The 24,644-nt window shown below is 62.5% G+C and carries 28 protein-coding genes and 1 tRNA gene; 18 read left to right on the top strand and 11 right to left on the bottom strand.

What is annotated here, in order from left to right; translation table 11 throughout:
- Window positions 1-10 precede the first annotated feature (10 nt).
- Window positions 11-382 (bottom strand): cupin domain-containing protein, encoded by a 372-nt coding sequence (locus Q5H89_RS21670; protein WP_305021423.1) that lies wholly within the window; start codon window positions 380-382, stop codon window positions 11-13.
- Window positions 383-422: 40 nt separating this feature from the next.
- Window positions 423-677, bottom strand: coding sequence for a Kazal-type serine protease inhibitor domain-containing protein (locus Q5H89_RS21665; RefSeq protein ID WP_305021422.1), 255 nt, complete (start codon window positions 675-677; stop codon window positions 423-425).
- Window positions 678-857: 180 nt separating this feature from the next.
- Between Q5H89_RS21665 and Q5H89_RS21660 the strand changes: the two genes are divergently transcribed.
- Window positions 858-1,418 (top strand): CsbD family protein, encoded by a 561-nt coding sequence (locus Q5H89_RS21660; RefSeq protein ID WP_305021421.1) that lies wholly within the window; start codon window positions 858-860, stop codon window positions 1,416-1,418.
- Between the two features lie 133 nt (window positions 1,419-1,551).
- Window positions 1,552-1,962 carry a YtxH domain-containing protein gene (locus Q5H89_RS21655; RefSeq protein ID WP_305021420.1) on the top strand — a complete coding sequence of 137 codons (411 nt, stop codon included), beginning with the start codon at window positions 1,552-1,554 and terminating at the stop codon, window positions 1,960-1,962.
- 276 nt (window positions 1,963-2,238) lie between these two features.
- Here the strand turns inward: Q5H89_RS21655 and lysS are convergent, their stop codons facing one another.
- The 3 genes from lysS to Q5H89_RS21640 form a co-directional block, all read right to left on the bottom strand.
- Entirely contained in the window at window positions 2,239-3,795 is a 1,557-nt protein-coding gene (lysS, locus tag Q5H89_RS21650; protein WP_305021419.1) for a lysine--tRNA ligase, read from the bottom strand.
- 228 nt (window positions 3,796-4,023) lie between these two features.
- Window positions 4,024-5,133 carry a hypothetical protein gene (locus Q5H89_RS21645; protein ID WP_305021418.1) on the bottom strand — a complete coding sequence of 370 codons (1,110 nt, stop codon included), beginning with the start codon at window positions 5,131-5,133 and terminating at the stop codon, window positions 4,024-4,026.
- A 227-nt stretch (window positions 5,134-5,360) separates the two neighbouring features.
- The gene (locus Q5H89_RS21640; protein WP_305021417.1) at window positions 5,361-7,502 is read right to left on the bottom strand and encodes a carboxy terminal-processing peptidase; all 2,142 of its coding nucleotides are present in this window, start codon (window positions 7,500-7,502) and stop codon (window positions 5,361-5,363) included.
- A gap of 185 nt (window positions 7,503-7,687) precedes the next feature.
- Here Q5H89_RS21640 and Q5H89_RS21635 point away from each other — a divergent pair, with 185 nt between their 5' ends.
- Window positions 7,688-8,665 carry an ADP-ribosylglycohydrolase family protein gene (locus Q5H89_RS21635; RefSeq protein WP_305021416.1) on the top strand — a complete coding sequence of 326 codons (978 nt, stop codon included), beginning with the start codon at window positions 7,688-7,690 and terminating at the stop codon, window positions 8,663-8,665.
- A 289-nt stretch (window positions 8,666-8,954) separates the two neighbouring features.
- Here Q5H89_RS21635 and Q5H89_RS21630 read toward each other — a convergent pair whose 3' ends face one another.
- The 3 genes from Q5H89_RS21630 to Q5H89_RS21620 form a co-directional block, all read right to left on the bottom strand.
- The gene (locus tag Q5H89_RS21630) at window positions 8,955-9,368 is read right to left on the bottom strand and encodes a thiol-disulfide oxidoreductase DCC family protein (RefSeq protein WP_305021415.1); all 414 of its coding nucleotides are present in this window, start codon (window positions 9,366-9,368) and stop codon (window positions 8,955-8,957) included.
- 122 nt (window positions 9,369-9,490) lie between these two features.
- Complete coding sequence (locus Q5H89_RS21625; RefSeq protein ID WP_305021414.1) at window positions 9,491-10,363, bottom strand: EamA family transporter; 873 nt, start codon at window positions 10,361-10,363, stop codon at window positions 9,491-9,493.
- 97 nt (window positions 10,364-10,460) lie between these two features.
- Complete coding sequence (locus Q5H89_RS21620; RefSeq protein ID WP_305021413.1) at window positions 10,461-11,180, bottom strand: GAF domain-containing protein; 720 nt, start codon at window positions 11,178-11,180, stop codon at window positions 10,461-10,463.
- Between the two features lie 227 nt (window positions 11,181-11,407).
- Between Q5H89_RS21620 and Q5H89_RS21615 the strand changes: the two genes are divergently transcribed.
- Window positions 11,408-12,064, top strand: coding sequence for a hypothetical protein (locus Q5H89_RS21615; protein ID WP_305021412.1), 657 nt, complete (start codon window positions 11,408-11,410; stop codon window positions 12,062-12,064).
- A 68-nt stretch (window positions 12,065-12,132) separates the two neighbouring features.
- Here the strand turns inward: Q5H89_RS21615 and Q5H89_RS21610 are convergent, their stop codons facing one another.
- The 3 genes from Q5H89_RS21610 to Q5H89_RS21600 form a co-directional block, all read right to left on the bottom strand.
- The gene (locus tag Q5H89_RS21610) at window positions 12,133-13,551 is read right to left on the bottom strand and encodes a glycoside hydrolase family 125 protein (protein ID WP_369810689.1); all 1,419 of its coding nucleotides are present in this window, start codon (window positions 13,549-13,551) and stop codon (window positions 12,133-12,135) included.
- A gap of 157 nt (window positions 13,552-13,708) precedes the next feature.
- Complete coding sequence (locus tag Q5H89_RS21605; protein WP_305021411.1) at window positions 13,709-15,058, bottom strand: tyrosine-type recombinase/integrase; 1,350 nt, start codon at window positions 15,056-15,058, stop codon at window positions 13,709-13,711.
- 2 nt (window positions 15,059-15,060) lie between these two features.
- Window positions 15,061-15,831 (bottom strand): hypothetical protein, encoded by a 771-nt coding sequence (locus tag Q5H89_RS21600; RefSeq protein ID WP_305021410.1) that lies wholly within the window; start codon window positions 15,829-15,831, stop codon window positions 15,061-15,063.
- Window positions 15,832-15,957: 126 nt separating this feature from the next.
- On the opposite strand from Q5H89_RS21600, the gene Q5H89_RS21595 reads away from it, so the two are divergent.
- The 14 genes from Q5H89_RS21595 (at window position 15,958) to Q5H89_RS21530 (ending at window position 24,525) form a co-directional block, all read left to right on the top strand.
- The gene (locus tag Q5H89_RS21595) at window positions 15,958-16,146 is read left to right on the top strand and encodes a hypothetical protein (RefSeq protein WP_305021409.1); all 189 of its coding nucleotides are present in this window, start codon (window positions 15,958-15,960) and stop codon (window positions 16,144-16,146) included.
- Between the two features lie 2 nt (window positions 16,147-16,148).
- A complete protein-coding gene (locus Q5H89_RS21590; RefSeq protein WP_305021408.1) occupies window positions 16,149-16,460 on the top strand; it encodes a hypothetical protein in 312 nt (103 codons plus the stop codon).
- A 2-nt stretch (window positions 16,461-16,462) separates the two neighbouring features.
- Window positions 16,463-16,645, top strand: a complete 183-nt coding sequence (locus Q5H89_RS21585) for a hypothetical protein (RefSeq protein WP_305021407.1) — start codon at window positions 16,463-16,465, stop codon at window positions 16,643-16,645.
- Window positions 16,646-16,649: 4 nt separating this feature from the next.
- The gene (locus Q5H89_RS21580) at window positions 16,650-16,898 is read left to right on the top strand and encodes a hypothetical protein (protein WP_305021406.1); all 249 of its coding nucleotides are present in this window, start codon (window positions 16,650-16,652) and stop codon (window positions 16,896-16,898) included.
- 28 nt (window positions 16,899-16,926) lie between these two features.
- On the top strand, window positions 16,927-17,205 hold the full coding sequence (locus Q5H89_RS21575; RefSeq protein ID WP_305021405.1) for a hypothetical protein: 279 nt from the start codon (window positions 16,927-16,929) through the stop codon (window positions 17,203-17,205).
- A 65-nt stretch (window positions 17,206-17,270) separates the two neighbouring features.
- A complete protein-coding gene (locus tag Q5H89_RS21570) occupies window positions 17,271-18,359 on the top strand; it encodes a hypothetical protein (RefSeq protein ID WP_305021404.1) in 1,089 nt (362 codons plus the stop codon).
- 6 nt (window positions 18,360-18,365) lie between these two features.
- Window positions 18,366-18,430 (top strand) — tRNA-Cys (locus Q5H89_RS21565).
- Between the two features lie 236 nt (window positions 18,431-18,666).
- Window positions 18,667-19,116, top strand: coding sequence for a hypothetical protein (locus Q5H89_RS21560; RefSeq protein ID WP_305021403.1), 450 nt, complete (start codon window positions 18,667-18,669; stop codon window positions 19,114-19,116).
- A complete protein-coding gene (locus Q5H89_RS21555; RefSeq protein WP_305021402.1) occupies window positions 19,113-19,358 on the top strand; it encodes a hypothetical protein in 246 nt (81 codons plus the stop codon). Before Q5H89_RS21560 ends, Q5H89_RS21555 begins: the two co-directional genes overlap by 4 nt.
- Before the next feature lie 604 nt (window positions 19,359-19,962).
- A complete protein-coding gene (locus tag Q5H89_RS21550; protein ID WP_305021401.1) occupies window positions 19,963-20,940 on the top strand; it encodes a 3'-5' exonuclease in 978 nt (325 codons plus the stop codon).
- A gap of 4 nt (window positions 20,941-20,944) precedes the next feature.
- A complete protein-coding gene (locus Q5H89_RS21545; protein ID WP_305021400.1) occupies window positions 20,945-21,943 on the top strand; it encodes a hypothetical protein in 999 nt (332 codons plus the stop codon).
- Window positions 21,944-21,945: 2 nt separating this feature from the next.
- On the top strand, window positions 21,946-23,469 hold the full coding sequence (locus Q5H89_RS21540) for a replicative DNA helicase (RefSeq protein WP_305021399.1): 1,524 nt from the start codon (window positions 21,946-21,948) through the stop codon (window positions 23,467-23,469).
- Window positions 23,469-23,663: a hypothetical protein gene (locus Q5H89_RS21535; protein ID WP_305021398.1), complete on the top strand. Its 195-nt coding sequence runs from the start codon at window positions 23,469-23,471 to the stop codon at window positions 23,661-23,663. Before Q5H89_RS21540 ends, Q5H89_RS21535 begins: the two co-directional genes overlap by 1 nt.
- 367 nt (window positions 23,664-24,030) lie before the next feature.
- The gene (locus Q5H89_RS21530) at window positions 24,031-24,525 is read left to right on the top strand and encodes an ASCH domain-containing protein (protein ID WP_305021397.1); all 495 of its coding nucleotides are present in this window, start codon (window positions 24,031-24,033) and stop codon (window positions 24,523-24,525) included.
- Window positions 24,526-24,644: the final 119 nt, after the last annotated feature.

The following is a 24,644-nucleotide window of genomic DNA, read 5'->3' as shown; positions in this document are numbered from 1 at the left end:
AAGCCAGCGGCTATTCTTCGCGGTGTACGGTGGCCGGGCTAAAGGCGGGCACGCACACCGACCAATACTCGCACTCAGCTTCGAAAGGGTTGGAGTAGCGTACCCGCGCCCCGGCCTTTATCAGCAGCGACTCGCCGGCTTGCAGCTCCACCACATCGCCGTCTATCTCGAAGCGCTTGCGCCCGCGCACCACAATCGTAATCTCGTCGAACTCGGGGCGCTGGTGCGGCTCGCTCCACTGCGGCGGGGCCACCATGTGGGCCACGCTGTACTGGCCGGTGTGGGTGCTGGCCAGCCCAATATGCTCCTCAATGAGCTTGCCATCGGTAGTAGGCACGCGGAAGGGCTGGGCGTTGCGAAAATAGTTTTTTTCGGCAGACATAAACAGGCAAGGTAAAATGCGAAGGGGCGCAAAAGTAAGCCTAGGGCCGGCTAGGGCAGGGGCCGGGCTTAAAGGCGAGCAGCCCCGCGTTGCGGGCCACGCAGGCATTGGCATAGGTGAGGCCGTTGCAGCCGCACACCGGGTCGTACTCCATGGTGCACATGCCATTGGGGTTGGCCCGCTTGGGGTCGAGGCAATCGGGCCCGGCGGCGGTGGGCGGGCTGGCGGGGTGCGGGCGGGTGCAGCCGGCCAGCAAGGCCAGCGCCAGCCCGCAGAAGGACAAAACGCGCGTCATAGGACGGGCTTATACGCAGGTGCGGCGGGTAGTGGCAACCGGACCAGGGCCAATTTTAAGAAAAAAAGGCCCCACCCCAACCCCTCGCCCCGCCCCGCGTATAGCTGCCAAACTCCGGGCTGACGGCCACTACCGCGCCGGCCCCGGCCCTTTCACCTTACCACTTTTTCTTTCCTTCTCATGTCGTACCGCGAAGAAGATAACAACGCAGGCAAAATTCTCCTCGCCGCCCTCGCTGGCGCTAGCGCTGGCATCATCGCCGGCATTCTGCTGGCCCCCGATAAAGGCACGGCTACCCTCGAAAACTGGAAAGGCGCAGCCAAGCAATATGGCGGCCAGCTGGGCGAGCAGTTCAATAAGTACAGCGCTGACCTCGAAACTAAATTTAAAGGCCTGAGCGACAAGCTCGAAGATATGGGCATCCTGGGTGCTGGCGGCAGCCTCAATATTGCCGGCAACTGGGACGACATCAAAGGCAAGCTGAAGCAGCAGTACGCGCAGCTCACCGATGAGGACCTGACCTACGCCGAAGGCAAAGGCGACGAGCTACTGGGCAAGCTGCAAGACAAGCTTGGCAAGGGCAAAGCCGAAGTAACCAAAATCATTAACGACTTGGTAGGCAAAAGCGGCGATGTGGCCGACAAGGCAAAGGATGCCGTTGACAAAGGTGCCGATAAGGCCAAGGACTTGGCTGACAAAGGCGCCGATGCTGCCAAAGATGCCGCTAACCGCGCCAGCTAGGCCCAGTTTCTTAGCAAACAAAAGCCCCGCGCCAACTCGGCGCGGGGCTTTTTTGCGCTTTGGGCTAACCACTAGGCGGCCTTCGCCGTTTGCAACCAGTACTCCATCTCTCATTTTAACACCCTTTTCACTGATGCCTAAGGACAACGGAAAAGTAATTGTATCGCTGCTGGCCGGCGCCACCGCCGGCATCGTAACGGGCCTGCTGCTAGCCCCCGAAACCGGCGAGGATGCCCGCAAGAGCATCCGCGAGTCGGCCAAAAGCCTGTGGGCCGGCGGCCTCGGCAAACTGGCCCAGGATGCCCTGGCCAGGTTTCAAGGCTCTGCTACCAACCCCGACGCGGCCGTGAGCGAAGACAAAAACGCCGCTGATGCGCTGTTCGACAAAATGGGTGCCGCCGAGCCCGGCGACCTGGCTACGCCCGCCGGCGACGGCCACTCGGTAGCCGGCCAGGGCACCGACTACGCCGCTAGCCACCGCGACGACTTTAGCGCCGATGGTGACGAAGACCAAACTCCGCGGCGCACTGGCGTAGGGTCCTAGCCAAAATTTTTTAGAAAAAAATGCCCCGGCGCGTAACCTCACTCCGAGCGCCGCGTTAAAGACTATACAAACGGCTTAAACGAAGCCCGCTAACTGAAAGTAGTAAAATTGCCGGTCGTAGGAGCTTCTAGCAGAGTTGGTTAAACATTCTGCTTGTAAAATCAGACGGCCCATCGCACAGTTCTAGTTTCACTGGCAGCTTTTATCGGCTGTTCGTAAAAAGGCCCGCTTCCCTTCGGAAGCGGGCCTTTTTTTGTGGCCGCTAGCCAGCGCTTCTTACGAAGCGCTGGGTTGGGTTTTTTCCTGCGCCACCACTTCGGGGCGCATCTGCGGGAAGAACAGCACATCCTGGATGGAGTGCGAGTTGGTCATAATCATGCTCAGGCGGTCGATACCGATGCCCAGGCCGGCCGTGGGCGGCATGCCGTACTCCAGGGCGCGCAGGAAGTCTTCGTCGAGCACCATCGCCTCGGTGTCGCCGCGCTTGCCCAGCTCCAGCTGGTCTTCGAAGCGCTGGCGCTGGTCGATGGGGTCATTCAGCTCCGAGAAGGCATTGCAGATTTCCTTGCCGTTGCAGATGGCTTCGAAGCGCTCCACGAGGCCGGGGTGGTCGCGGTGCTTCTTGGCCAGGGGCGACATCTCCACCGGGTAGTCGGTGATGAAGGTGGGCTGGATGAGCTTGGGCTCCACGTGCTCGCCAAAAATCTCGTCAATGATTTTCGACTTGCCCATGCTCGGGTCGAGGCCCACTTTCAGGGTTTTAGCCGTTTCGCGCAGCGCAGCCTCGTCCATCTCGCCGATGGCCACGCCCGTGAACTTCTCAATGGCCTCAAACATGGTGTAGCGCTGCCAGGGGCGCTGGAAGTTGATGAGGTTGTCGCCCACCTGCACCTCGGTTTTGCCGTGCAGGGCTAGCGCCACGCGCTCCACCATTTCCTCCACCAGGTCCATCATCCAGGCGTAGTCCTTGTAGGCCACGTAAAGCTCCATCTGGGTGAACTCGGGGTTGTGGAAGCGCGACATGCCTTCGTTGCGGAAGTCCTTCGAGAATTCGTACACGCCGTCGAAGCCGCCCACAATGAGGCGCTTGAGGTACAGCTCGTTGGCAATGCGCAGGTAGAGCGTCATGTCCAGCGTGTTGTGGTGCGTCTTGAAGGGCCTAGCCGCCGCGCCGCCGTAGAGCGGCTGCAAAATTGGGGTTTCTACTTCTAAGTAACCTTTGTCGTTCAGGTAGTTGCGCATGGCCTGCACCAGCTGCGTGCGCTTGATGAACGTGTCGCGCACCTGCGGGTTCACCACCATGTCCACGTAGCGCTGGCGGTAGCGCTGCTCGGGGTCGGTGAAGGCGTCGTACACCACTTTTTCGCCGGTGGCTTCATCAATGCGCTCTTTCACCACGGGCAGCGGGCGCAACGCTTTGGCCAGCAGCGTCAATTCCTTCACGTGAATGGAGGTTTCGCCCACCTGCGTCTTAAACACGTGGCCCTTCACGCCGATAAAATCGCCGAGGTCGAGCAGCTTCTTGAAAACGGTGTTATACAGCGTCTTGTCCTCGCCGGGGCAAATCTCGTCGCGGTTCACGTAGAGCTGAATGCGGCCCGACGAGTCCATGAGTTCGGCAAACGAGGCCTTGCCCATTACGCGCACCGTCATGAGCCGGCCAGCCAGGGCCACCTCCTGAAAGTTGTTTAGCTCGGGGTGGTAGTTGTCGTGAATTTCCTGGGCCGAGAAATTAACGTCGAACAGTTCGGAAGGGTAGGGCTCGATGCCCAGCGCTTTCAGCTCGTCGAGCTTTTGGCGGCGCAGGAGTTCCTGCTCACTCAAATGAATCACGGATTAGCACGAATTTTAGCGGATTTCACGGATTTTGTGGACGATTAATCCTAGTTCCGTGCTAGCTGTTTGCGCCAATTGTTAGGTGGCGTTTGAGAGCAGTTCCCGCTGTGTGAAAAGTAAAAATGAGGTGCAAAAGTACGGCACGAAAAAAGCCGCCCCGAATGGAGCGGCCCTGTACCGTTCACAAAATCCGTGGAATCCGCTAAAATCCGCGTAATCCGTGATTTAGGCGGCCATCTTAAACTCGGGCTCCGGCTCGGTGCCAAGCAGGATAGGCTGCACGCGGGTGCGCAGGCGCTCCTGCACAAAGCCGGCTTGCAGGTGGGTGGGCAGCTCGCGCACCAGCTGCTCATAGCGGGCCAGGCCCAGGGCCTTGGCCACGTAGGCTTCGTGGATGCCGTTGAGGTAGCTCACCACGTTCAGCAACGAGCTGTGGAACAGCTTGAAATCGATGTCGGCCTCCACGTAGCGCTCAATCTCTCGGCTGCTCTGCGAGATGCGCAGGCGGCCCAGCAAATCAAAAATAGTGGTGTAGCCCAAGCGCCAGGTAATCTGCTGCCAGTGGGCGGCCGTCCACTTATCGAGCGGCTTGCCGGTTTTCTGGCTGCGGATAGCCGTGTTGGGATTAGCCTGCACCTGCTGGCGCACGGCAATGGCCGTTTGCTTGCGCGTGGTGCGCAAGAACTGGCCAATCTGGGCCTGGGCATCAATCTCCTGCGAGGCGATGTGCAGCCCGGCCTTATAGCCGGCCAGCGGCAGGCGGTGAATGTTGAAGTCGCCGTAGGCACCTGCGGCGTAGAACGACACCGGGCGTGGGTAGGCGTTCTTCACCACCAGGCGGCCCACCTCGCGGCGAATAACCTGGGCGTTGTTCGAGCGCACGCCGGTCGTATACAGAAAGGCTTGCAGGCCCGACAAAATGGTGTGGTAAGCCTGCGGGAAGGTCCAGTGCAGGGCGTTACGCAGGAAGTTCTCGTCGCCCAGCTCGGCGGTGGCGCGCAGAGCATACTCGGTGCTCCAGCACGAGTGCAGCAGCTTGGTGAGGGCGGTTACGTCGCCTTCGGTCAGCTCGGCCTGGTGCTGGCGGAAATAAGGCGAGTGGGCTAGCCCCCCCAGCGGGCTTTCACCCTCCTGAATGTGGTAGCTAAGGGCAAAAAAGTAGTTGAGAAATACCTGAGCCGGAATAGAGCGGCGCCAGGTTTCGTCGGCCAGCCGCTGCTGCTCCTGCTCCTCGGGCGTGAGCATGGCTTGGGCGGGCGAAACGGCCATAACCGGAGCCGAATACATGTCGGCCGGAATGAGCGGGATAATGCGGGCTTCGGTTTTAGTAGTCATGCTTAGTAAACCCGTTGCCAAAGATTTTAGTTGCAAGTTTGCTAAGAAAATTCAAGGCAATTTACTAAAAATATTGGCTAGTCTTTTTAGCCACCCCCAGCAGCCAAAAATGCCCATCCTGCGCAGTGCGTGATAGGGCCAGGGATACAAAAAAGGCTCCCGAACCACTGGTCCGGGAGCCTTAAAGGCAAAGCTGTTTGCTAATGGTTATTTAGCAGGGCTAGCGCTTATTGTTCGTCTTTAATAACGTTCACGGCTTCGCCCACGGTGATGTCCTTGTTGAGGCCGCGGGTAAAGCGCATGGCGCGGTTTACCTTCACTGAGTCGCCGCCGAGGGCCGTGCGGTCGGCCGCGAGGGGGGCAAGGGCTAGCGGGGTCGCCGTCTTCTGAATCGTCTCGTACTTGTCTGATTCCGCCTTTAGCAAGTGCTGCATGGTGCGATACTTGTCAAGCTTCAGCGATACTACCGTTTCATCCTTGCGCTTGCGCAGGCTCTGCACCAGCTCGGTCATTTGCTGGAAGGCAGGGCTAGCGGCCACGCGGGCCTTGCTGTTGGCTTCGAGCTTGGCGTAGTTGGGCTGGTCGTCCCAAGGGCGGTAGGCGGCGGGCTTAATCTCGTCCCACTTCAGCGGGTAGTCCGACTCCTTCTCGCCCTGGTCTACGTACGAGAACAGGTCGGGCAGCACGATATCCGAGGCCACGCCCTTGAACTGGGTCGAGCCGCCGGTAACGCGGTAAAACTTCTGCATCGTGAACTTGAGCGAGCCAAACGGCTTGAGGCTGGCCAGCTCGGCGGGCAGCGTTTCGTCGAGGTCGATAATGCGCTGCACGGTGCCTTTGCCATAGGTCGTGGTGGTACCCATGATAATGCCACGCTTATAGTCCTGGATGGCAGCGGCCAGAATCTCGGAGGCCGAGGCGCTGTACTTGTTCACCAGCACCACGAGCGGGCCGCTGTACTGCACGCGCGGGTCCTTGTCGTTGAGCACGTTGGTAACGCCGCGGCTGTCGTGCACCTGCACCATGGGGCCGCTGGGCATGAAGAGGCCGGCCATCTCCACGGCATCGTTGAGCGAGCCGCCGCCGTTGTTGCGCAGGTCGAAAATAACACCCTTCACGCCCTCGGCCGTAAGCTTGGCCAGCTCCTTCTTCACGTCCTCGGCCGACGAGCGGCCGCCGTTGTCGTTGAAGTCGGCGTAGAACGCCGGCAGGCGCAGGTAGCCGATTTTAATGCCGCTGGGGTCGTTGATAACGGCCGACTGGGCGTAGGTATCTTCCACTACCACCACGTCGCGGATGATGGGAATAACCTTGGTCGAGCCATCGGGCTTCTTCACGGTGAGGCGCACCTCCGAGCCTTTTTTGCCCCGGATAAGCGTCACGGCCTTGTTGGTGTGCCAGCCCTCGATGCTCACCGGCTCGGCGGCGGCCTGGGCCACGCGCAGGATGGCGTCGCCCTTCTTCAGCTCGCCCTGGCGGTACGAAGCCGAGCCGGGCACGATGTCTTCGATGTAAATCAGGCCGTCTTTTTCGCGCAGCGTGGCGCCAATACCCTCGAAGCGGCCCGTGAGCTGAATATCAAACTCCGCCTTGTCGCGGGGCGCAAAGTACTCAGTGTGAGGGTCGTAGGTATTGGCGATGACATTGGCATAGTTGGTCAGCACCTCATTAGTATCGGGCTGGTCAGCAAACTGCTCGTCGTAATACTTAAGCACGCGCTTGCGGGCCTCTACTTCCATTTGAGCGGGGGTGCGGTCGGGCTCGGCGGTGGCGGGCTCCTTGGCGAGGCTAGCCACGCGGGTGCGGTCGTGGCGCTTGTCCTGCTCGTCCATCATCTCGGCCACGCGGGTCAGCGTCTCGTACTTGAGCAGCTTGCGCCACTGCTCGCGCTGGTCGGCAGCATTGGCGGGGAAGGTGGCCTTCTCGAAGTCCGTCTGGATGGTTTCTTCGGTGTCGAAGGTGAAGGGCTTGGCCAGAATCTCGTGGGCCAGCGCCTGCATCTGCTTGGTGCGCTCGGCCATGAGCTTGGTGCTCAGGTCCAGGAATTCGTGGGTGCCCCGCTTGGTTTCGTCGTCGATATCAAGCTGATATTTAGTCAGCTGGGCAATGTCGGACTGCAACAGAAATTTCTTGCGGTAGTCCAGGCGCTTGAGGGCCAAATCAAACACGCGCTTGCTGAAGGCATCATCAACCCGCTCGGGCTGATAATGTGCCTGCGAAAGCCCCTGCACGATGGTGCCTACCAGCACCTGCTCTTTGCTAGGGGCCGCCTGCGGGCCGCTGTGCTCATAGAAGCGGTAAGACGCCAGCCCGAATACGGCGGCCACCAGGCCAGCGTAGGAGCTAATTTTGAGGCGAGGGGAGAACATTCAGGAGATTAATTAGGAGAAAGCCAAATGTAGGGGATAGGCAGCGCTTGTTGCATAACCCAAGCGTAACTACGGCAAAAACGTCGACGGGGCCATGAATAGTGCCGCCAAACCCGGTTCTTCTACGGCATTTGTAGCGCCCGCTGCTAGCTTCGCCACCCATTCGCTTTTTGTACGCTGTTTATATGACCGTTGCTGCTACCCGCGCGGCCCTGCTGGGCCTGGCCGTGGGCGATGCCCTGGGCGTGCCCGTTGAGTTTATCAGCCGCCACGTGCGCCAGCGCGACCCCGTAACCGGTCTGCGCGCCTACGGCACCCACCACCAGCCGGCCGGCACGTGGTCGGATGATTCGTCGCTGACTTTTTGCCTGGCCGAAACGCTGGCCCGGCCCGAGGGGCTAGCCGGCGTGCCCGATTTGGTCGACTTCGGCCGCCGCGCTAGTAATTGGCTGGACAACGGCTACTGGACGGCTCATAACCAGAGGTTTGACGTGGGCGGCGCTACCCGGGCGGCCATCCAGAGCCTAAAGCGCGGCGTGCCCCCTAGCCAGGCCGGCCCGCGCTCGGAGTTCGACAATGGCAATGGCGCGCTGATGCGCATTTTGCCGCTGGTATTTCACCAAACCTGGCAAGCTGAAAACCTGGATTTGAACGCGGCCTGGGCGCTGACGGAGGCCGTAGCCAGTGTCACGCACGGCCACCCGCGCTCCACGCTAGGATGCTGGCTTTACCTGCTGGTGGCCCGGGGGCTGGTGCGTGGGTTAGCCCCTGCAGCGGCTTATGAGCAAGCCCGCACCCTGGCCAACTACTGGCTGCAAAAGCAAGCAAAAGGGCCGGTTTTTTATGAGTGGCCCAACTACGGCGCCGTTCTGGATGGCACGCTGCCCGCCGTGGCCGAGCCCGAAATAAAGTCCTCCGGCTACGTGGTGCACACCCTGGAGGCGGCCCTGTGGTGCCTGCTGCGCCACGATACCTACGCCGCCACGGTGCTGGCCGCCGTGAACCTGGGCGACGACACCGATACCACCGGCGCGGTGGCCGGCGGGCTGGCCGGGCTGGCGTATGGCGAAGCCGGTATTCCGGCCGAGTGGCTGGCCGGGCTGGCTCGCCGCGCCGACATCGAAGACCTGGCTGCGCGCCTGGCCGGCGCCGGTGGCCGCTAGCCCCGCCTGCATCGAAAACCCAGGGAAGCCGCTGGGCTGCTTTGAGCTATGCACGCTTGGCGCGTATTGAAGAGCTTGAAACAGGCCCGTGCTTCGACGGGCTTAGCCTGCGGTGTTGATAGTGGGGCTAACAAAGCCTGCCGGCGCGCGGAGCGGCCGGGCGCAGCATCGCCGGTAGGTTATTTATTGGGAGTTGTTAAATAACCTACCAGCGGTGCACAAAGCAACGGGGGCCGCTTCCCTATCCGGAGTAGCTTCTTGCGCATTGCGCCATTCAACCAAGCCCGGCCTAAAGAAACCGCGCCCGCAGGGCCGGCGTAGGCAGCCAGCAGCTTTCCTGGCGCCCAAACCAACGGTAGCGGTGGCGCGCCACGAAGCGATACAGCGCGTCGCGCCAGGGCCGGGGCAGCAGCCAGCCCACCGCCGCTATGCGCCACCCGCCCCCCAGCAGCCCGGCAATGCGCAGCACCGCCGCCGAGTGCGAATACAATTGCCCACCTACCAGCAGCAGCACCGACTCGGGGCCGGCGGGCCCGGGCGGTGGGTGCCCGGCCGCGGCCAGCAGGGCCTGGCCCGCCTCGCTTTGCAGCGCCGCAAAGCGGAAGCGCGCCTGCGCATCGTGGCGAATAAGGAACTGCACAAAGCCGTTGCAGAGGTTGCATACGCCATCAAACAGCACAACGGCAGGGGAGGAAGCAGACATAAGCTAGGGGCCTCATCTGGGCCTGCCTATTAAACACGCCACTGGCCGCCGGGGTTGGCAGCCCGGTTGACTGCGTGCGCCAGCGGGCCGTTCAGAGGCTGCCCGGTAAGGCGGCCTGCCGGCTACTCGCCGCCGGTGGCGGCCAGCACCTTGCGGGCCGTGAGCGTGGCGCCCGCGCTGGCCGCCATCACGAGCAGCACGGCCAGCCACTGGCCGGGCGAGAGGCGCTCGCGCAGAAAAAACCAGCCGCAGAGGGCCGCGGCGGCCGGCTCCAGGCTCATCAGGATGCTGAAGGTGCGCGTGGGTAAGCGCTTGAGCGCCTGCATTTCCAGGGTGAAGGGCAGCGCGCTCGATAGCAGCGCCAGCGCCGCCCCCAGCGCCAGCAGGCGCGGCGTGAGCGCCCTCAACTGCCCGCTGGCCACGCCAAAGGGCAGCACCGCCAGCGTAGCAAACAGCATACCCACAGCCACGGCCGTGTTGCCGGGCAGCACCTCGGCCACGCGCCCACCCAGCACAATGTATACTGCCCAGCAGCCGCCCGCCGCCAGCGCAAACAGCATGCCCACCACATCAATGCCGTGGCCGCCCCAGGGTGCAATGAGGGCAATGCCCGCGCCCGCCAGCACGGCCCATAGCACATCGAGCCAGCGGCGCGAGCCGGCCAGCGCCACCAGCAGCGGCCCCACAAACTCGAGCGTGACGCCCAGCCCCAGCGGCACCCTGGCCAGGGCGCAATAAAACAGGAAATTCATGGCGCCCAGCGCCACGCCGTAGGGCACCACCGCCCGCCACTGCGCCGCCCGCAGCTGCCCCAGCCGGGGCCGCACCGCCACCAGCAGCATCAGGGCCGAGAGCCCAATGCGCAGGCTGGCGGTGCCCGCCGCCCCCACCACCGGAAACAGCCCCTTGGCAATGGCCGCCCCGCCCTGCACGCTGATAATGGCCAATAGTACGGCCGGCACGGGCGGCAGCGAAAAACGGGAAGGCTTGGGCATGGTGGCACAAAGCTAGGCCCCGCCCGCCGCCGCTAGGCTTGCAGGCGTTTCACAACGCCTTCGAGGCAGAGCTAACGGGAAGCCCCGCCCGCCGCCGCTAGGCTTGCAGGGCCCGGATGTGCCCGGTAAGCACGTCAATAATCTGCACCATCTCCTCAAGTGTCGAGGCCTGGTAGGCCTGGGCGGCGGGCGTGTCGGGCTGCGTTTCCCAACTGGCCAGCGCGGCCAGGGTTTCGAGGCGGGTAATGGAGGTATCGATGCGGGCGTACACGCTGGCCCATAGCTGCTGGTTCCAGGTGGGCTGCTGCAGCAGGTGCAGGCGCAGGTCGAGCAGGCTCATCACGGCCCCGGCCAGGCGCTGCAGCAGGTCGGCCTCGGCGGGGCTGAACTGGCGCGGCTTGTGGTCGATAACACACAGCACCCCAATAGAATAGCCCTCGGGCGTGCGCAGGGCGCAGCCCGCATAAAAACCCAGGTTGAGACGCTGCACCAGCAGCGGGTTGATAAGCTCGCAGGGACGCTCGCGCAGGTCCTCAAACACGCTGATTTCATCGTGCAGCATGGCCACCGAGCACAGCGTTTCCCAGCGGTTCACTCGGTCCATGTCCGGCGCCAGCCCGTAGTTGAGGCCAAAGCGCACCTCCTCCTCTTCCACAAACGCGATGATGGCGATGGGCACGTTGAAGAGCTTGGCCGTCAGGCGCACCAGTTCGGCAAACGTCTCGTCCTGCATGGTAGTATACACCCGGTACGGCCGCAGGGCTTCGAGGCGTAGCGGCTCGGTGAGGGGTAGCAGGGGGTGGGACGAGGTTGACAAAATAGCAGCAGTTAGGATGCTTTACTACAGAAGGTTAGTAATAGGGTTCAGGCAAAAGTACTGAATAAGCCACTAGGTGCCGGGCGCGCAAAAATTTCAGCGGCAAAAAATATTTTTCTGAAAAAAATCTGGCTTTGCAAGAGGTAAGAGCAGGGCAATGCCCTTAGCTTTGCGCATAGGCTAGCAGCTCTCTTTTTTCTGTACAATTTAATTTTTCTTCTTGCCTTATGCGCATTCGTACCCTGGGCCTTGCGGCCGTTTTCTTTTTAGTGCTGCTTTGCTCGTCGTGCGGCCCTAGCATTTACCTGGCCCAAGATTTCCGCACGTATGCGCCCGCGCATAAGACGGTAGCCATCCTGCCGGCCAGCGTCAACATCGGCCTGCGGCCCAAGGAGGCGCGCAACACCAGCAGCGACCAGATGCGCAACATGCAGCAGCAAAGCGCCCTCGATTTTCAGTCGCGCATCTACGCCTGGCTGCTGCGCCGCCAGATGCAGCAGCACTACACGGTTGACTTTCAAGACGTAGCCCTTACCAACTCCATGCTGCGCAAAGCCAACCTCACCGACCAGGACATGCGTACCCTCTCGCCCCAGGAGCTGGCCAAAATGCTGGGCGTAGACGCCGTGCTCAGCACGAGCGTGCGCACGTCCAAGCCCATGAGCGATGGCGCGGCCGTGGCGCTGGGGGTGCTGGTGGGCGCCTGGGGCGCTACCAACCAGGCCAACATCACGGTGAACATCCACGACGGCGCGGCCGGCAAGCTGCTCTGGAAATACGATTTCGTGGCCAGCGGCTCGGTGGGCAGCTCGCCCGAGAATATGGTGAATGCGCTCATGCGCAATGCCTCGCGCAAGTTCCCTTACACCCCGGCAAAATCCTAAAAAAAACGCTGCTGCGGCTAGTCCGGCGGGGCGCTCCTTTGGTGGGGGCGCCCCGCTTTTTTTGGGGGCTAGCCCAGCAGGGCGGGGCGCTCCTGGTACACTTTCCAGAGAAACTCGCCAAACAGGGTGTTGGCCCAGGCAAACCACGGGCGGGTAAACTTGCCGGCGTCGTCTTTGTGAAACGACTCGTGCATGTAGCCGGTGCCCGCGTGGGTGGCGCGCAGCGCCTGCACGCAGCCCCGGATTTCGGCCTCGTCGTTGCTGGTGAGGCCCCGCATGATGATGGCCAGCGGCCAAATCATGTCGGCTCCCACGTGCGGCCCGCCAATGCCCTCGGCGGCCGAACCCTTGTAAAAGAAGGGGTTAGCGGCCGAGAGGGCCAGCCGGCGGGTGTTCTGGTAAACGGGGTCGTTGAGGGGCAGCGCGCCCAGGTAGGGCAGGCTCAGCAGGCTGGGCACGTTGGCGTCGTCCAGGAGGATGTGGCCGCCGTAGCCATCAACCTCGTAGGCGTAGACCGGGCCTAGCTCGGGATGCGTGACGAGGGCGTGCTGGCGCAGGGCGGTGGCAACCTCATCGGCAAAGGCCATGAGGTCGTTGTAGCCATTTTGCTCATGGTGAATGTCATAGAGCATGAGGGCGGCCTGGCGCAGGCTGGCCACGGCAAAGAAATTGCCAGGCACCAGAAAGGGCAGCAGCGTGGCATCGTCGCTGGGCCGGAAGGCCGAGGCAATGAGGCCGCAGGGCCGCACCGGGTAGCCATAGCCGGCCAGGGGCTGGGTATCGGTCGAGGTCAGGGTTTCGCGCTGAAAGTGATAGGGGCCGGGGCCGCCGCGGCGCTGCTGCTCACGGAAGGTCTTTACAATCAGGTCGATGGCGCGGCGCCACTGCGCATCGAAGGGCTGGGTGTCGCCGGTCGTTTTCCAGTAGTGGTAGCCTAGCCGGATGGGGTAGCAGAGCGAGTCGATTTCCCACTTGCGCTCGTGCACGCCGGGCTGCATGGCCGTGTGGTCGCTCTTCCACTCGCCCACCCGGGTTTTGTCGGCGTAGAAGGCATTGGCGTAGGGGTCTTGCAAGATGCACTGCGTCTGGCGGTTGAGCACGCCCGCAATAAGCTCGCGCAGGGCGGCATCGTGCGGGGCCAGCGGCAGGTAGGGCCACACCTGGGCCGAGGAGTCGCGCAGCCACATGGCGTCGATGTCGCCGGTAATGACGTAGGTATCGGGCCGGCCGGCCAGGGTGGTGTGCGTCACCGTCGTGTCGAGCGTGTTCGGAAAGCAGTTGCCGAAAAGCCACCCCAGCTCGGGGTCTTTCACCTGCTGCTGAAACTCGCGGATGGCACTCTCCACCGCCCGGCTCCGAAAGCGGCGCTGGCTGGCCGCCGGCCGCACTACCGGAAAAGCGGGTGCTGCCCGCAGCGGCGAAAACCCTAGCAGCGGGCCGGCGGCCACCAGCCCCGCGCCCCGCACAAACGAACGGCGATTCATCATACTTAGCAAAAGAAAACCTGGGTAAAGATGCGCCAAAACCCCGGCCCCGCGCACCAAAAAGGCTGCCTGAAAATCAGGCAGCCTTTCAAAAAGTGCGGTAGTACCACCCGTACTAAGATTTTCGAACGCGCCTTTGTCGAACGGCCCCCGTTCGACGCTAGGCGGCTTTCTCTGCTTCATCGGACGCCGAAGCCCCGTGCGCGTCTGCTGTTTGTTTTACCTGTGTTTTACCCACGCGCAGCGCTTCGTACACGGTGTGGCTGGCCGTATCCACCTGCGCGGTGTCCATGCCGCGCAGATAAATCTCGGTCGTGCTGGTGCGCCGGTGGCCCAGCATGCCGCCGGTGGCCCGCAAGTCACCGCCCAGCGCCCGCTCGCCGAGCGTGGCCAGGGTGCGCCGCGCGACGTGGGAGCTCAGGCGCTTCTCGATGCCGAGCTTTTTGGCCGCGCGCCGCAGGTAGCCATTAATGGTGGTGAGCTTATTCTTCATTACCTGTATCTGCTGATGGGGGTGCAGCTGCTCGAAGTTAGCCGGCAGGTAGGGCAGGATATAGGCCCCCGGCCGCGGGGAGCCCCCGGGGGGCAGCAGGCTATCGAGCAGGGCCGTAAGCTCGGGTGTTTCCTCCACATCCTTTTCCTGGCCTCCTTTATCCATCGTGAAGCGCAGGCGCCCACCGGCGCGGTCCTGCCACTTGAGCCGCAGAATGACGCCGATGCGCGAGCCGTGGGCGTAGTGCTGAATAAAGTACACCGTGCGGGCCAGGTGGGCGGCCCGGGGCAGGGGCACGGTTTCGAAGTTCACTACCTCTTCCTGCTCCAGCCATACCCGCTTTGCTTTGCCGCTTGGGTACTCGTAAAAGTGCATCGGGTCATCCTGGGGCTTGAGGAGCTTGGCCCGGATGGCCTTGGTGATGAAAAGCCGCAGGGTCTTAAGCTCCTTGACGACGGTCGTGGCCGCGTTGCCGACCGTGTGCAGCAGGTAGAGCTCGTACTTTTTGAGTAGCTCCACGGTGAGCAGCGGAAAGGGGAGGGGCTTGCCGTGCCAGGCGGCAAACTTGTTGATGGAAGGCCGGCGCACATCGATGCTACCCTGGCTCAGCCCCACGGTGGGCCGGCGCTTGGCGTAGGCCTCGTCGACCAGCTGTTGCTCTGCGTCGAGCCGCTCGTGGCAAAACTTGATAAAATCAGGCGCTTCGGGGTCCAGGTCGCCGTTGCGCAGGGCCGCCTTTAGCTGGTCGGCGCCCCAGCCGGGGTTGTCCTGGGCCAGCTGCTGGGCCCGGTCGTGCCAGCGCAGCAGGTCGGCGTTGTAGGCGGCGTGCTTGCGGTGGGCCGTGCGCACCCAGTTCTTGGTGAGTAGCGTGGCGTTGGGGTTCCACTGCTTTTCGGGCAGGGCGATGCCTGTATTCTGGTAGCGCACCACCCGGTCGGCCGTGAGGCGCAGGCGCACGTCGAACAGGCCGTCGCTGTCAGCCTTGGCAGCGAGCACGAGTTTGAAGGTGGCTGGCATACTTACGCTATTAGGCGAAAGGGTACAATGCCATAAAACTCGCGCACCTCCCAAATGGAGTGAATGTCATTGCGCTCCACCGTGAACGAACCACCTGGCCCGCCGGTAGCATGTAGCGTCAGGCCATCGGTATTGTTGAGGTCGTTTTTGAGGATGGCTTTTACCGTGACCTCCTCAGCATAGGCTACCACGCAGGCCGTGTTATGTAGGTATTCCCACTTGCTTTCTGGAATAGGCCAGGCAATCACCTGCTGCCCATCTCGCAGGCTGGGTTCCATGCTGTCGCCTTCTATGTCGAATACTAGGGCATCCCGATAATCTTCCTCTGTGCGGCCGGGTGGTAGGCGAAATAGTACTGTGTCAAAAATGTCGGAATCTTTAAATCGCTGCATTTGCATGTAGCCGAAGCTGGCACGTGCCTTAAAGCTTACGCGGCGCAACTTGATAACTAGAATATCAGAGAGTAGCCCTATGGCCTGCACGTTGGTTTGGCCCGCAGGATAGGGTGAAAAAATCTTGCCTGCGCCATTCTCAACATAAGACAACGGGACTTGATATTCTTTGACTAGAATGTCAACAAGTGTAGGTGGGGCTGACTGTACACCTGAGCGCACCTTACTAAGAAGTGACTCGCCTAAACCGTGATGCATTAAGAACCGCCGGTCGCTTCTGAACCCTTTTTGGGAAATTATCTTGTCAACCTCTTCCAGGATAAGGACATCAAAGGGTGTTCTAGGCTTTTTATCACTGTTTTCTGGCAATTTTGCTCCCATTGTGGAAATTTTCTAGAGGTAGTGTTGCTTTTTATTTGACATATTGACAACTTGTCAATATATTTGGCGTATTAAAGCTAAAGTAAACCAAATGTAAGGCAAATGGAAAGCAAAAAGCCAAAGGTCTTGATAGACTTACTGCCTCCTGGCAGCATTACGGCAATGGCGAAAGAGGCCGGCGTAACCAAGCAGGCGGTAGGACAGGCCTTGCGCAAGGGCAAGCCTACCAACCGTTTCGTGCAGCAGGCCCTGCGCATTGCCAAAGAGTGCGGCAGCCTCGAAGCTGCCCAAACGCTGGCCTCTATTGCTGCCTAGCCATGCCAACTGTTGCCTTTATCACCCCAGAAGAGCACGAGGCGGCCATGACCAGCCTGCGCGAGGAGCTGCTCGGCCTGTTTCGCGCCTACGTCGGCAGCGCGGAGAAGTGGCTGCCGACTGAGCAGGCCCTCGAAGCGGCCAACATCAAGGCTCGCTCTACGCTGGTGCAATTCGCCCGGGCTTCGGCTCCCGGCAAGCACGAGCCCGGCCGCATCACCTACCGCAAGGAAGGCACCAAGTGCTACTACCTGCAAGCGAGCTGCATCGACTACGCCCGCACCAAGCAAGGCCTACGGGCGCTCGCTGCCTAGCCATGAGAGCGCCCCTTCTCAACCCGCTGGCCCCTTTCGAGGCTGACGTGGCCGCCGCCCGCCAGCGCCTGGACCAGGCCGAGAGCCCCAACGCCTACAACATCGCCCATGCCAACTACCAGGAGGCACGGGCCACGCTGAAAGCTGCCAAAAAATCCCTTGGTACCACCTGCCTAGCCGCTTAGCCCCATGCCGCGCACCTGTGAACAAAACCTGGCGCTGCGGGCCTGGGCCAGCGCGCACCACCGCCAGACACTGGCCGAGCAGCTGCTGACCCAGCCCACTATCCAGAAGGTGCACGGCCGCGAGATGCGCCGGGCCCTGGAGAGCGGCAAGCCCGAGCGAATCGCCGCAGCCCTGCCGGCCCTGCAACAAGAAGTCGAGCGCTGCCAGCGGCTAGCCCAGCGCATAGCCGGCCCGCTCAGTCAAGCTGCCTAATCAACTTTTTCCCAACCCATTCGCACAAATGGCTCACCACCTCACTACCCGCGCCCGCGCCCTGGCCGACTACCGCCAGCAGCTGCGCGCCCAGCCGGAGCGCCCGGCGGCACCCGCGCCCTCGCTGCATCAGCAGGCTACTGCCTTGCTCTCCATTGGCATGCTGCGCCTGCTGCTAGGCGCCCTCTTTTTCCTCATCCTGGGCACGGCGCTCTACCCGGGCAAGGAGCCGGCTGAGCCTCAGCACCCGACTGAGCTAGCCCACGGCGCCGCAGCCTGGTACGAGTCCGACTACCTCAGCAACTAAAAAAGAAAAGCCGCCGGGCGCACACCCGGCGGCTCATCATTCAACCATTCTTCTTCGACAAAGATATGACCCTCAAGTCAACCAACCTGACCGTGGCGCCGGCTACCGCCGCGGCCACCCTCTCGGCTGAGCAGGCCGATACGATTGCCAGCCTCGTGCTCGGCGGCGACCTCTCCAAGATGGACAACCCGGCGCGCGTGCGCTACTACGTGCAGCTGTGCCAGTCGCTGAGCCTGAACCCGCACACCCAGCCCTTCCAGATTCTGAAGCTCTCGGGCAAAGAGGTGATGTACGCCACCAAGTCGTGCACCGAACAGCTGCGCAAGCTCTGGGGCGTGAGCGTCACCAAGCTGGAGCAACGCCAGGAAGGCGACGTGTTCGTGGTGGTGGCCTACGTGGTGGATAGCACCGGCCGCACCGATGCCGGTACCGGCGCCGTGCCCGTCACCAACCTCAAGGGCGAGGCACTGGCCAACGCCTTCATGAAGGCCGAAACCAAAGCCAAGCGCCGGGCCACACTCAGCATCTGCGGCTTGGGCATGCTCGACGAAAGCGAACTTGATACGCTGCCCCAGGCCACGGCTGTGCACCTGCCCGCCGCCACAGAGCTGGGCACTGGCGCCGAAGTGGTGCAGGAGCGCGCCGCGGTGGCTAGCCCACTGGCCAGCGTCGAGGGTGAGCCGCTGAGTGCCCAAACCCGCAAGCTGATTCTGCTGGCCGTCGATGCCTTTGATGCCAACCATGCCGGCGGCGAGGGCTATGAAGCCAAGCTCGTCGACAACCTCGATACGCTTACCGAGCAGAAAGGCAAAACGGTGCTGGCCTGGCTAGAGAAACAACCCAAGAAAAAGGCCCCCAAGACGGTCATCACCCAGGAGGCCACGACCACTAGCGCCGGCCTGGTGCAGCAATTCCGCGACCGCCCAACGCTCGATGGCAAAGCGCCCGTGGTGTTCGCTACCGACGGCCAGAAGCAGGAAATCAAGCGCTTAATCGAGATACCCGTCATCACGCGCCCGAAAAAAACGACGGTACTGCTCTTTATCAACCGGCTCGATACTGACCGGGCGCACGAGCTGATTGAGGTGCTGAATGAGGCTATCCAGGAGCGGGAAGGTGGTGCTGGGGCAGCTGCCCTGCCGGCCGCAGCCTAGCTCCCTGCCCTGGTCGCGGATGGTAGCGCGCTGCACAGCAGAGGTCGGTGGTTCGAGTCCACCCCAGGGCACGAGAAAGGGCCACCGCGGACACGGTGACCCCTCCTCATTTTTTCAACCTATACCCCACAAAAGTATGACAACAACCGCTTTGCGGCCCGCACGCCGCACTGGTGCTAGCCCAGCACCACCACCCGCTATGGTCAACGCTGCAGTACCGGCGGCATCGCCGCCGTGTGGCCCCCTTTTTACGGCGCAGGAGCAGGCTAACATCCGCCGGCTGTACCCGACAGCGGCTTGGCCGGACTTGCTGCTACTGGCCCCCGGCCGCAGCCGGCAGCAGATAATGAGCTGGGCCATCTACCACGGCCTCAAGCGCACCAAGCAGGCGAAGGCCACCGCCCAGAGCCAGGCGACCAAAGGCAAGTCGAAGCGCAGCGGCAAACAAGAAAAGCAACCAGCTACGCCGGTACTCAATGCCCGCGTGAGTGCCAAGGTGAAGAGCGCCGGGCTCTCACCCATTGGTCGCATGCTGGAGCAAATGCGCAAGCTGCTGCCCAGCCACCCGCGCCGAATGGCCTACGCGCTGGCGGCCCGCACCGGCACGGGCCAGGACGCTTATCGCGCCTGGGTGAATTGGAAACCTTCAGTCACTGAGGCCGACGTACTGCCGGCACCTGCTCCAGCGCCCATTCGGGAGGAGCCAACGCTACCCTGGTTTGACTGCAAAGGCAAAAAGAAGGGGGCCGCAGCATGAACCGTCACTGGAAAGACTACCCGGCGGCCGTGCTTACGGCTACGCCAGAACAGGTTAGCAATGCCCTGGCCGCTCACTACCAGCAGGTCGAAACCGCTGAGCTGACCCAGGCAGCCAGTGAGGTGGGGCGCGGTCTGGCCATCGTGGAGGAAGGCCCACGCGGCACGCTGGGCACGGCCCTACGCGGGCACCTGAATGTGATTGTGGCCGAGCAGCAGCGCAGAGGGGAGGTGGCAGGATGAGCCAGTTATCACTATTTAATGCGCTAACTCAGCTAGCTGCCCCGCTGGCATCTGTGCCCTGTTTCACCTCACTGCAGGCACGAGTTGCCAGCGAGGGTGGCGGGCCAACCTGTCACCGGGAGCCCGTTGCTGCTGCTGGCTATCCACTTGAGCACTACTACCAAGTAGTGCCTGGCCTGATGGTGTCGGTACTTTTTCCACACAAGCTACCGCACTGGCCAGAAGGGAAGCCGGTGCTAACCCGCCTCACACGTGGTCACTCAGATGGTACCGTAGCCTTTGCTATTGGTGGCTACGAGTACCGGCTAGCTGACTTGCCTACGCCGCCGCTGGCTTACCCCAATGGCCTGGGCTTCCGGCCCGGTGGGTGGGCTCTGCTCGTGGCCGGTGACCAGGTACGGGTGCAACCAGACGAAGGCAAGCCTTTCGAAGGCACGCTACTTGATACCCTGTGGATGCGGCCGGCACGTGATGAGGTGAAGCTACGCATCTGTACTTGGCCAGACCTGAGCCGCTACGTCATTAAAAAGTCGGCAATCGGCAATATCTATCCCATGCCTGGCTGCTTAGAAAATTTTACTGAGCAGCACCTCCTCAATCAGACGTGGGAAGCTTACCGATTTACGAGAGAGGAGGCTATGGCATGAGCAGCGCGCAGGCCTTCTACTTTCTGCTGCACTCGTCGATGAGCCACAGCAAGTACTCCTGGAAACGGGAGTACTTGAAGCTCACGCTCGGCGGCAAGCGCGACCGGCTGGAGTCGGTGGTCGAATACGAGGATAAGACTATCTACCGCCCGACCCAGCTAGCGTTCGGCCTGCCCTATGGCTGTCAGCGCATTACCAAGCTGGACTACACGCAGGCCCTGCTGCGCTTTCGTAAGGATTCGACCGCCCGCAAGCTGCTGGCTGACCAGGAAAAGGCGGCGCGTAAGCTGGCCGATAAGAAGCTCAACGGCATCCGCGGCCTGGGCCCGGCGCCCGCGCCGGCGGCGATGCGCGTGGCCCCCACGCCCGAGCCCACCACCGACCTGTTTGGTGATTTCACCATCATCGATACCGAGTACCAGGGCGATTTCCTGCTGGAGCTAGCCGCCATCCGCTATAAAAACTGGCAGGAAGTGGACCGCTACGAGTCGTTCGTGCGCTTCACGGACTGGCTCTGGCCTAAGACGACCGAGCTCACTACCATCACGGAGAGCCAGGTACGCCGTGCCACGCCGGAAACGGCGGTGCTGCAAAAGTTCATCACCCTAGCTGGCGATTCGCTGCTCATCGCCCACAACGTAGGCGCCGACCGCAGCAAGCTCCAGCATGCCTGCCTGCGCCAGGGCCGCGAGATGCTGCCCAACAAATGGTTTTGCACGCTCCAGTTAGCGCGGGCCCGCTCAGCCAAGGGGGCTAAGTGCGGCCTGACCGAGCTCTGCGACCGACTCAAGTTCAGCAACAAGGGTGCCCACCGGGCCATGTCCGACGTGGAGCGCACCTACAAAGTGCTGCGCCACTTCCACGAGCTGGAGACGCTGCGCTCACTCGACCCCAAGGCTAAGGCAGCCGCCCAATCCCAACTCTTTGCTGCCTAAACCCATGTCCTTCTTCGAACTCTTCGACCAATTCTTTCAGCTTAATGCCCAGCAGACGATTGCGCCGCTGGCCACGAAGCTGTACATGTACTGGCTGCACGAGTTCAACCAGGCCCGCTGGCCGGCCGTGCTCTACCGCCGCGCTAACCAGGTGTACATCGACCTGGAAGTTGATAAGAAATCGCTCGAGCGCGCCACGGCTCAACTGGTAGCGCGCGGCCTGCTGCGGCACACCGCCGGCACTAAAATCGCCTCGGGCACCTGGCACCTGAACTACGGCCCGGCTGCTGATTGGCAGCTAGTCGAGGGGAATTTTTCCCCTCAACACGTGGGGAATAATTCCCCTCAAGATTCCGAAATAGGCCCCTTCTCAGGGGGAGAAATTCCCCTTGAAATGCCGGATAGGCCCCTTCTCAAGGGGAATTTTTCCCCACCTATAAGGAATAGACAAGACCAGACTAGAGAAGACCAAACAAAAAAAAAGGTGGGGGAGGCTGCGGAGGAAATAACTCTCGCCCCTCTGACCGCCAAAAAACCAGAGTTAGTGCCCCCCGTTGCGGAGCCCCCCCACGCTGCCGAGTCCCGGCCCGTGGCGGCTGCCGAGCTGCCGGAAGCGCTAGCGGCCGAGGCCAGGGCCCTGGCCGCCGAGATAGCGCCCATCTGGGACCTATCCGAAATCCGCAATCAGCCCAAGTGGGCCCGCATTCATGCCTTCACGCGCTGCATGGCCCGCCTCGGCCGCCTGCCCGACGTGAGGCTGCAGCTGGCCGGCTACCTGGCTGGCCACTTACGCCCCGGCGTGCGGCCCCACCAGCTCGACCGCTGGCTGGGCAGCCCGGCCGACGACTACGCCCAGGGCGAGTGGTGCGGCTGCGACTGGCCCAGCGTCGCGGCCAAGGCCCAGGCGCGGCCCGCCGGTCATGGCCAGCCACCGCCCCCGCCAACCCATGCCAAGCTCAACATCAAAACCGCTGCCACCGCGCAGCAGCAACCCGTCATCTAGCCATGCAGCCCCAAAAATTTATTACCCCGCCGGCCCGGCCGGCCCGCACCGAAACGCTACCCCCGCCCAGCGCCCCCGACATCGAAGCCGCCGTGCTCGGGGCCATGCTCTTCGAAGCGCCGGCCGTGGCCACCGTGCTGGCCCTGCTGCGGGCCAACGCCAACGTTTTCTACATTCCCGCTCACCAGCACGTGTTTCGGGCCATCGTCACGCTGAGCACCAGCGGCCAGGCCGTCGATACGCTTACCGTGGTGCAGCAGCTAGCCGCGGCCGGCAAGCTCAGCGAGGTGGGCGGGCCGGCTAGCGTGGCGGGCCTGGCCACCTACATGAGCGGCGCCGGCATTCTGCCCACGCACTGCGCCGTGCTGCTCGAGCACTACACCAAGCGCGAAATCTGGAACGTGGCCACGGAGCTGCTGGGCAAGGCCCGCAGCCCGATGGTAGCGGCCGACACCTTGCTAGCTGATGCCTACGCCACGCTCAACAGCTTGAGTACCTCCATGCAGGTACGCCGGCCGCAGTTGGTGGGCGAACTCTACGACCGGGTGGTCGATAAGATTGTCGCGGCCTCGCAGGTCGAGTCGGGTATTACGGGCGTGCCGTCGGGCCTGTGGGCGCTCGACCGCATCACCGGCGGCTGGCAGCCGGGCAACCTCATCATCGAGGCCGCGCGGCCCGGCATGGGCAAAACCAGCTTGATGCTGGCCACGGCCCGCAAGGCAGTCGCCGCCGGCTACCCGGGCATGATATCGAGCCTGGAGATGAGCAGCGAGGAACTCGTAACCAAGATGCTGGCCACCGAGCTGCAGTACACCACCAACCAGCTCACCCGCGGCATTGGCCTCTCGAAGCAGGAAGCCGAGAGCATCCGGGAGCGGGGCGCGGCCCTGCGCCAGATGGGCATGGTGCTCGACGACACGCCCGGCATCAACATCGAGGAGCTGCGGGCCAAGGCCACCAAGGCCAAGCAGGAGCACGGCATTACCTGGCTCGCCGTCGACTACCTGCAGCTGGCCACCGCCCGCGCCGGCAAGGGCGGCAACCGGGAGCAGGAAATCAGCGCCATCAGCCGCGGGCTCAAGCTCATTGCCAAGGAGTTGCACATTCCCGTCATTGCCCTCTCACAGCTGAGCCGCGACACCGAGAAGCGCGGCGGCGACAACAAGCCCAAGCTCAGCGACCTGCGCGAGTCGGGCGCCATCGAGCAGGATGCCGACCTGGTGATTTTCCCTTACCGGCCGGAGTACTACAAAATCATGGAGGATGAGATGGGCAACCCCACTACCGACCTCACCGAGCTGATTGTGGCCAAGCACCGCAACGGCGGGCTGGGCACGGCCCTGGTGCGGTCGGTGATGCGCACCGGGGCCTACTCCGACCTGCCGGAGAATGAGCCGCACGTGGTGGGCGCCATCGAAACCGTGCTCGACTACCAGCCCTTAGGTATTCGCGTGGGTACGGCCGGCGACTTCGGGCAGCCCGCGCCCCTGGCCAGCATGCCTGTCGACCCCAACGCGCCCTTCTGATGAGCACCGAGGCCTACAGCAAACGCATGGCCGTGCACGTGCGCCGGGAGTTGCGCCAGGCCGACGGCGCCCGCTTCGCCGAGCTACTCGCCTACTACCAGCAGCGGCGCGGCCCAGGCCTCGCCCTGGCGGAAGCCGAAGCCACCGCCCGGGCCCAGCGCCACCAAACCAATTATCCACCTCAGGCGGCCTAGCATTAGCCTAGTGATGTAGCACTCCCTGCCAGAAGCTAGCAATAGCCACCAGCACGCCACCAGCTACCGCCAGCGCTAGCAACTGCGCCCAATCCTTTCCACTACGCCACAAGGCGCGCAACATGCATAACAGCCCGATGCCCAACCCAACTAGCACGAGCAGCACCGCGAGGACTATCGACCAGAATCCTGGTGGAAAGAAGCTGTGCGGGTCTAGCAATAACGTCAGTAGCATAAGTCAAAACTACTTCTTCATGCCCACAACCCAGCCCAACCCCGACACCCATTGCCCCAGCTGCGGCGAGGTGCTGAGCACCTACCACCATTGCGCGCTGTGCCCGCGCCCCACTTCTAGCACTGCCACCAAATGAAAGCCCTCTCACTTCTTCAGCCCTGGGCTACGCTCATCATGCTGGGCTACAAAGAATACGAAACTCGCTCGTGGGCTACCCAGCACCGCGGCACGCTGGCCATCGCGGCTAGTGCTGGCAAACCCGCCTGGGCGCGCGAGGTGTGCGAAACCGACCCCATCATTCGCGGCATCCTGGCCCAGCACGGCCTCACCTTCGATACGTTGCCCCGTGGGTCAGTGCTCGGGGTCGTGCAGCTCACGGGTATGAAGCGCATTGTTAGCGTGCAACATGCCAATTGTCCCGACGAGGTGGCCCCTAGTCAACTCAAGCCTGTGGAGGTGGCCGCCGGCGACTACACGCCCGGCCGCTGGGCGTGGGCCCTGAGCCACGTGCATGCCTTCGCCACGCCGGTGCCGTGCAAGGGCGCGCTCTCCCTCTGGCAGGTGCCGCCTGAAGTCGAAGAGCAGTTTCCACTTTCGTCGAGTCCCATTCCACCCTTGCCTCAGTAATGCTGCGCACCGCCGCCAAAGTCGATGCCAACCAGCCCGCAATCGTCGAACGGTTGCGGGCTACTGGCCTTTAACGAAGACGAGCGTGTAGATACTGCTGCTGCCCGGTCCAAACGTGC

It is taken from the genome of Hymenobacter cheonanensis (assembly GCF_030581075.1).
Classification (GTDB): Bacteria; Bacteroidota; Bacteroidia; order Cytophagales; family Hymenobacteraceae; genus Hymenobacter.
The sequence above is the reverse complement of the archived record's forward strand: the minus strand, read 5'-3'. Positions and strand labels throughout refer to the sequence as shown.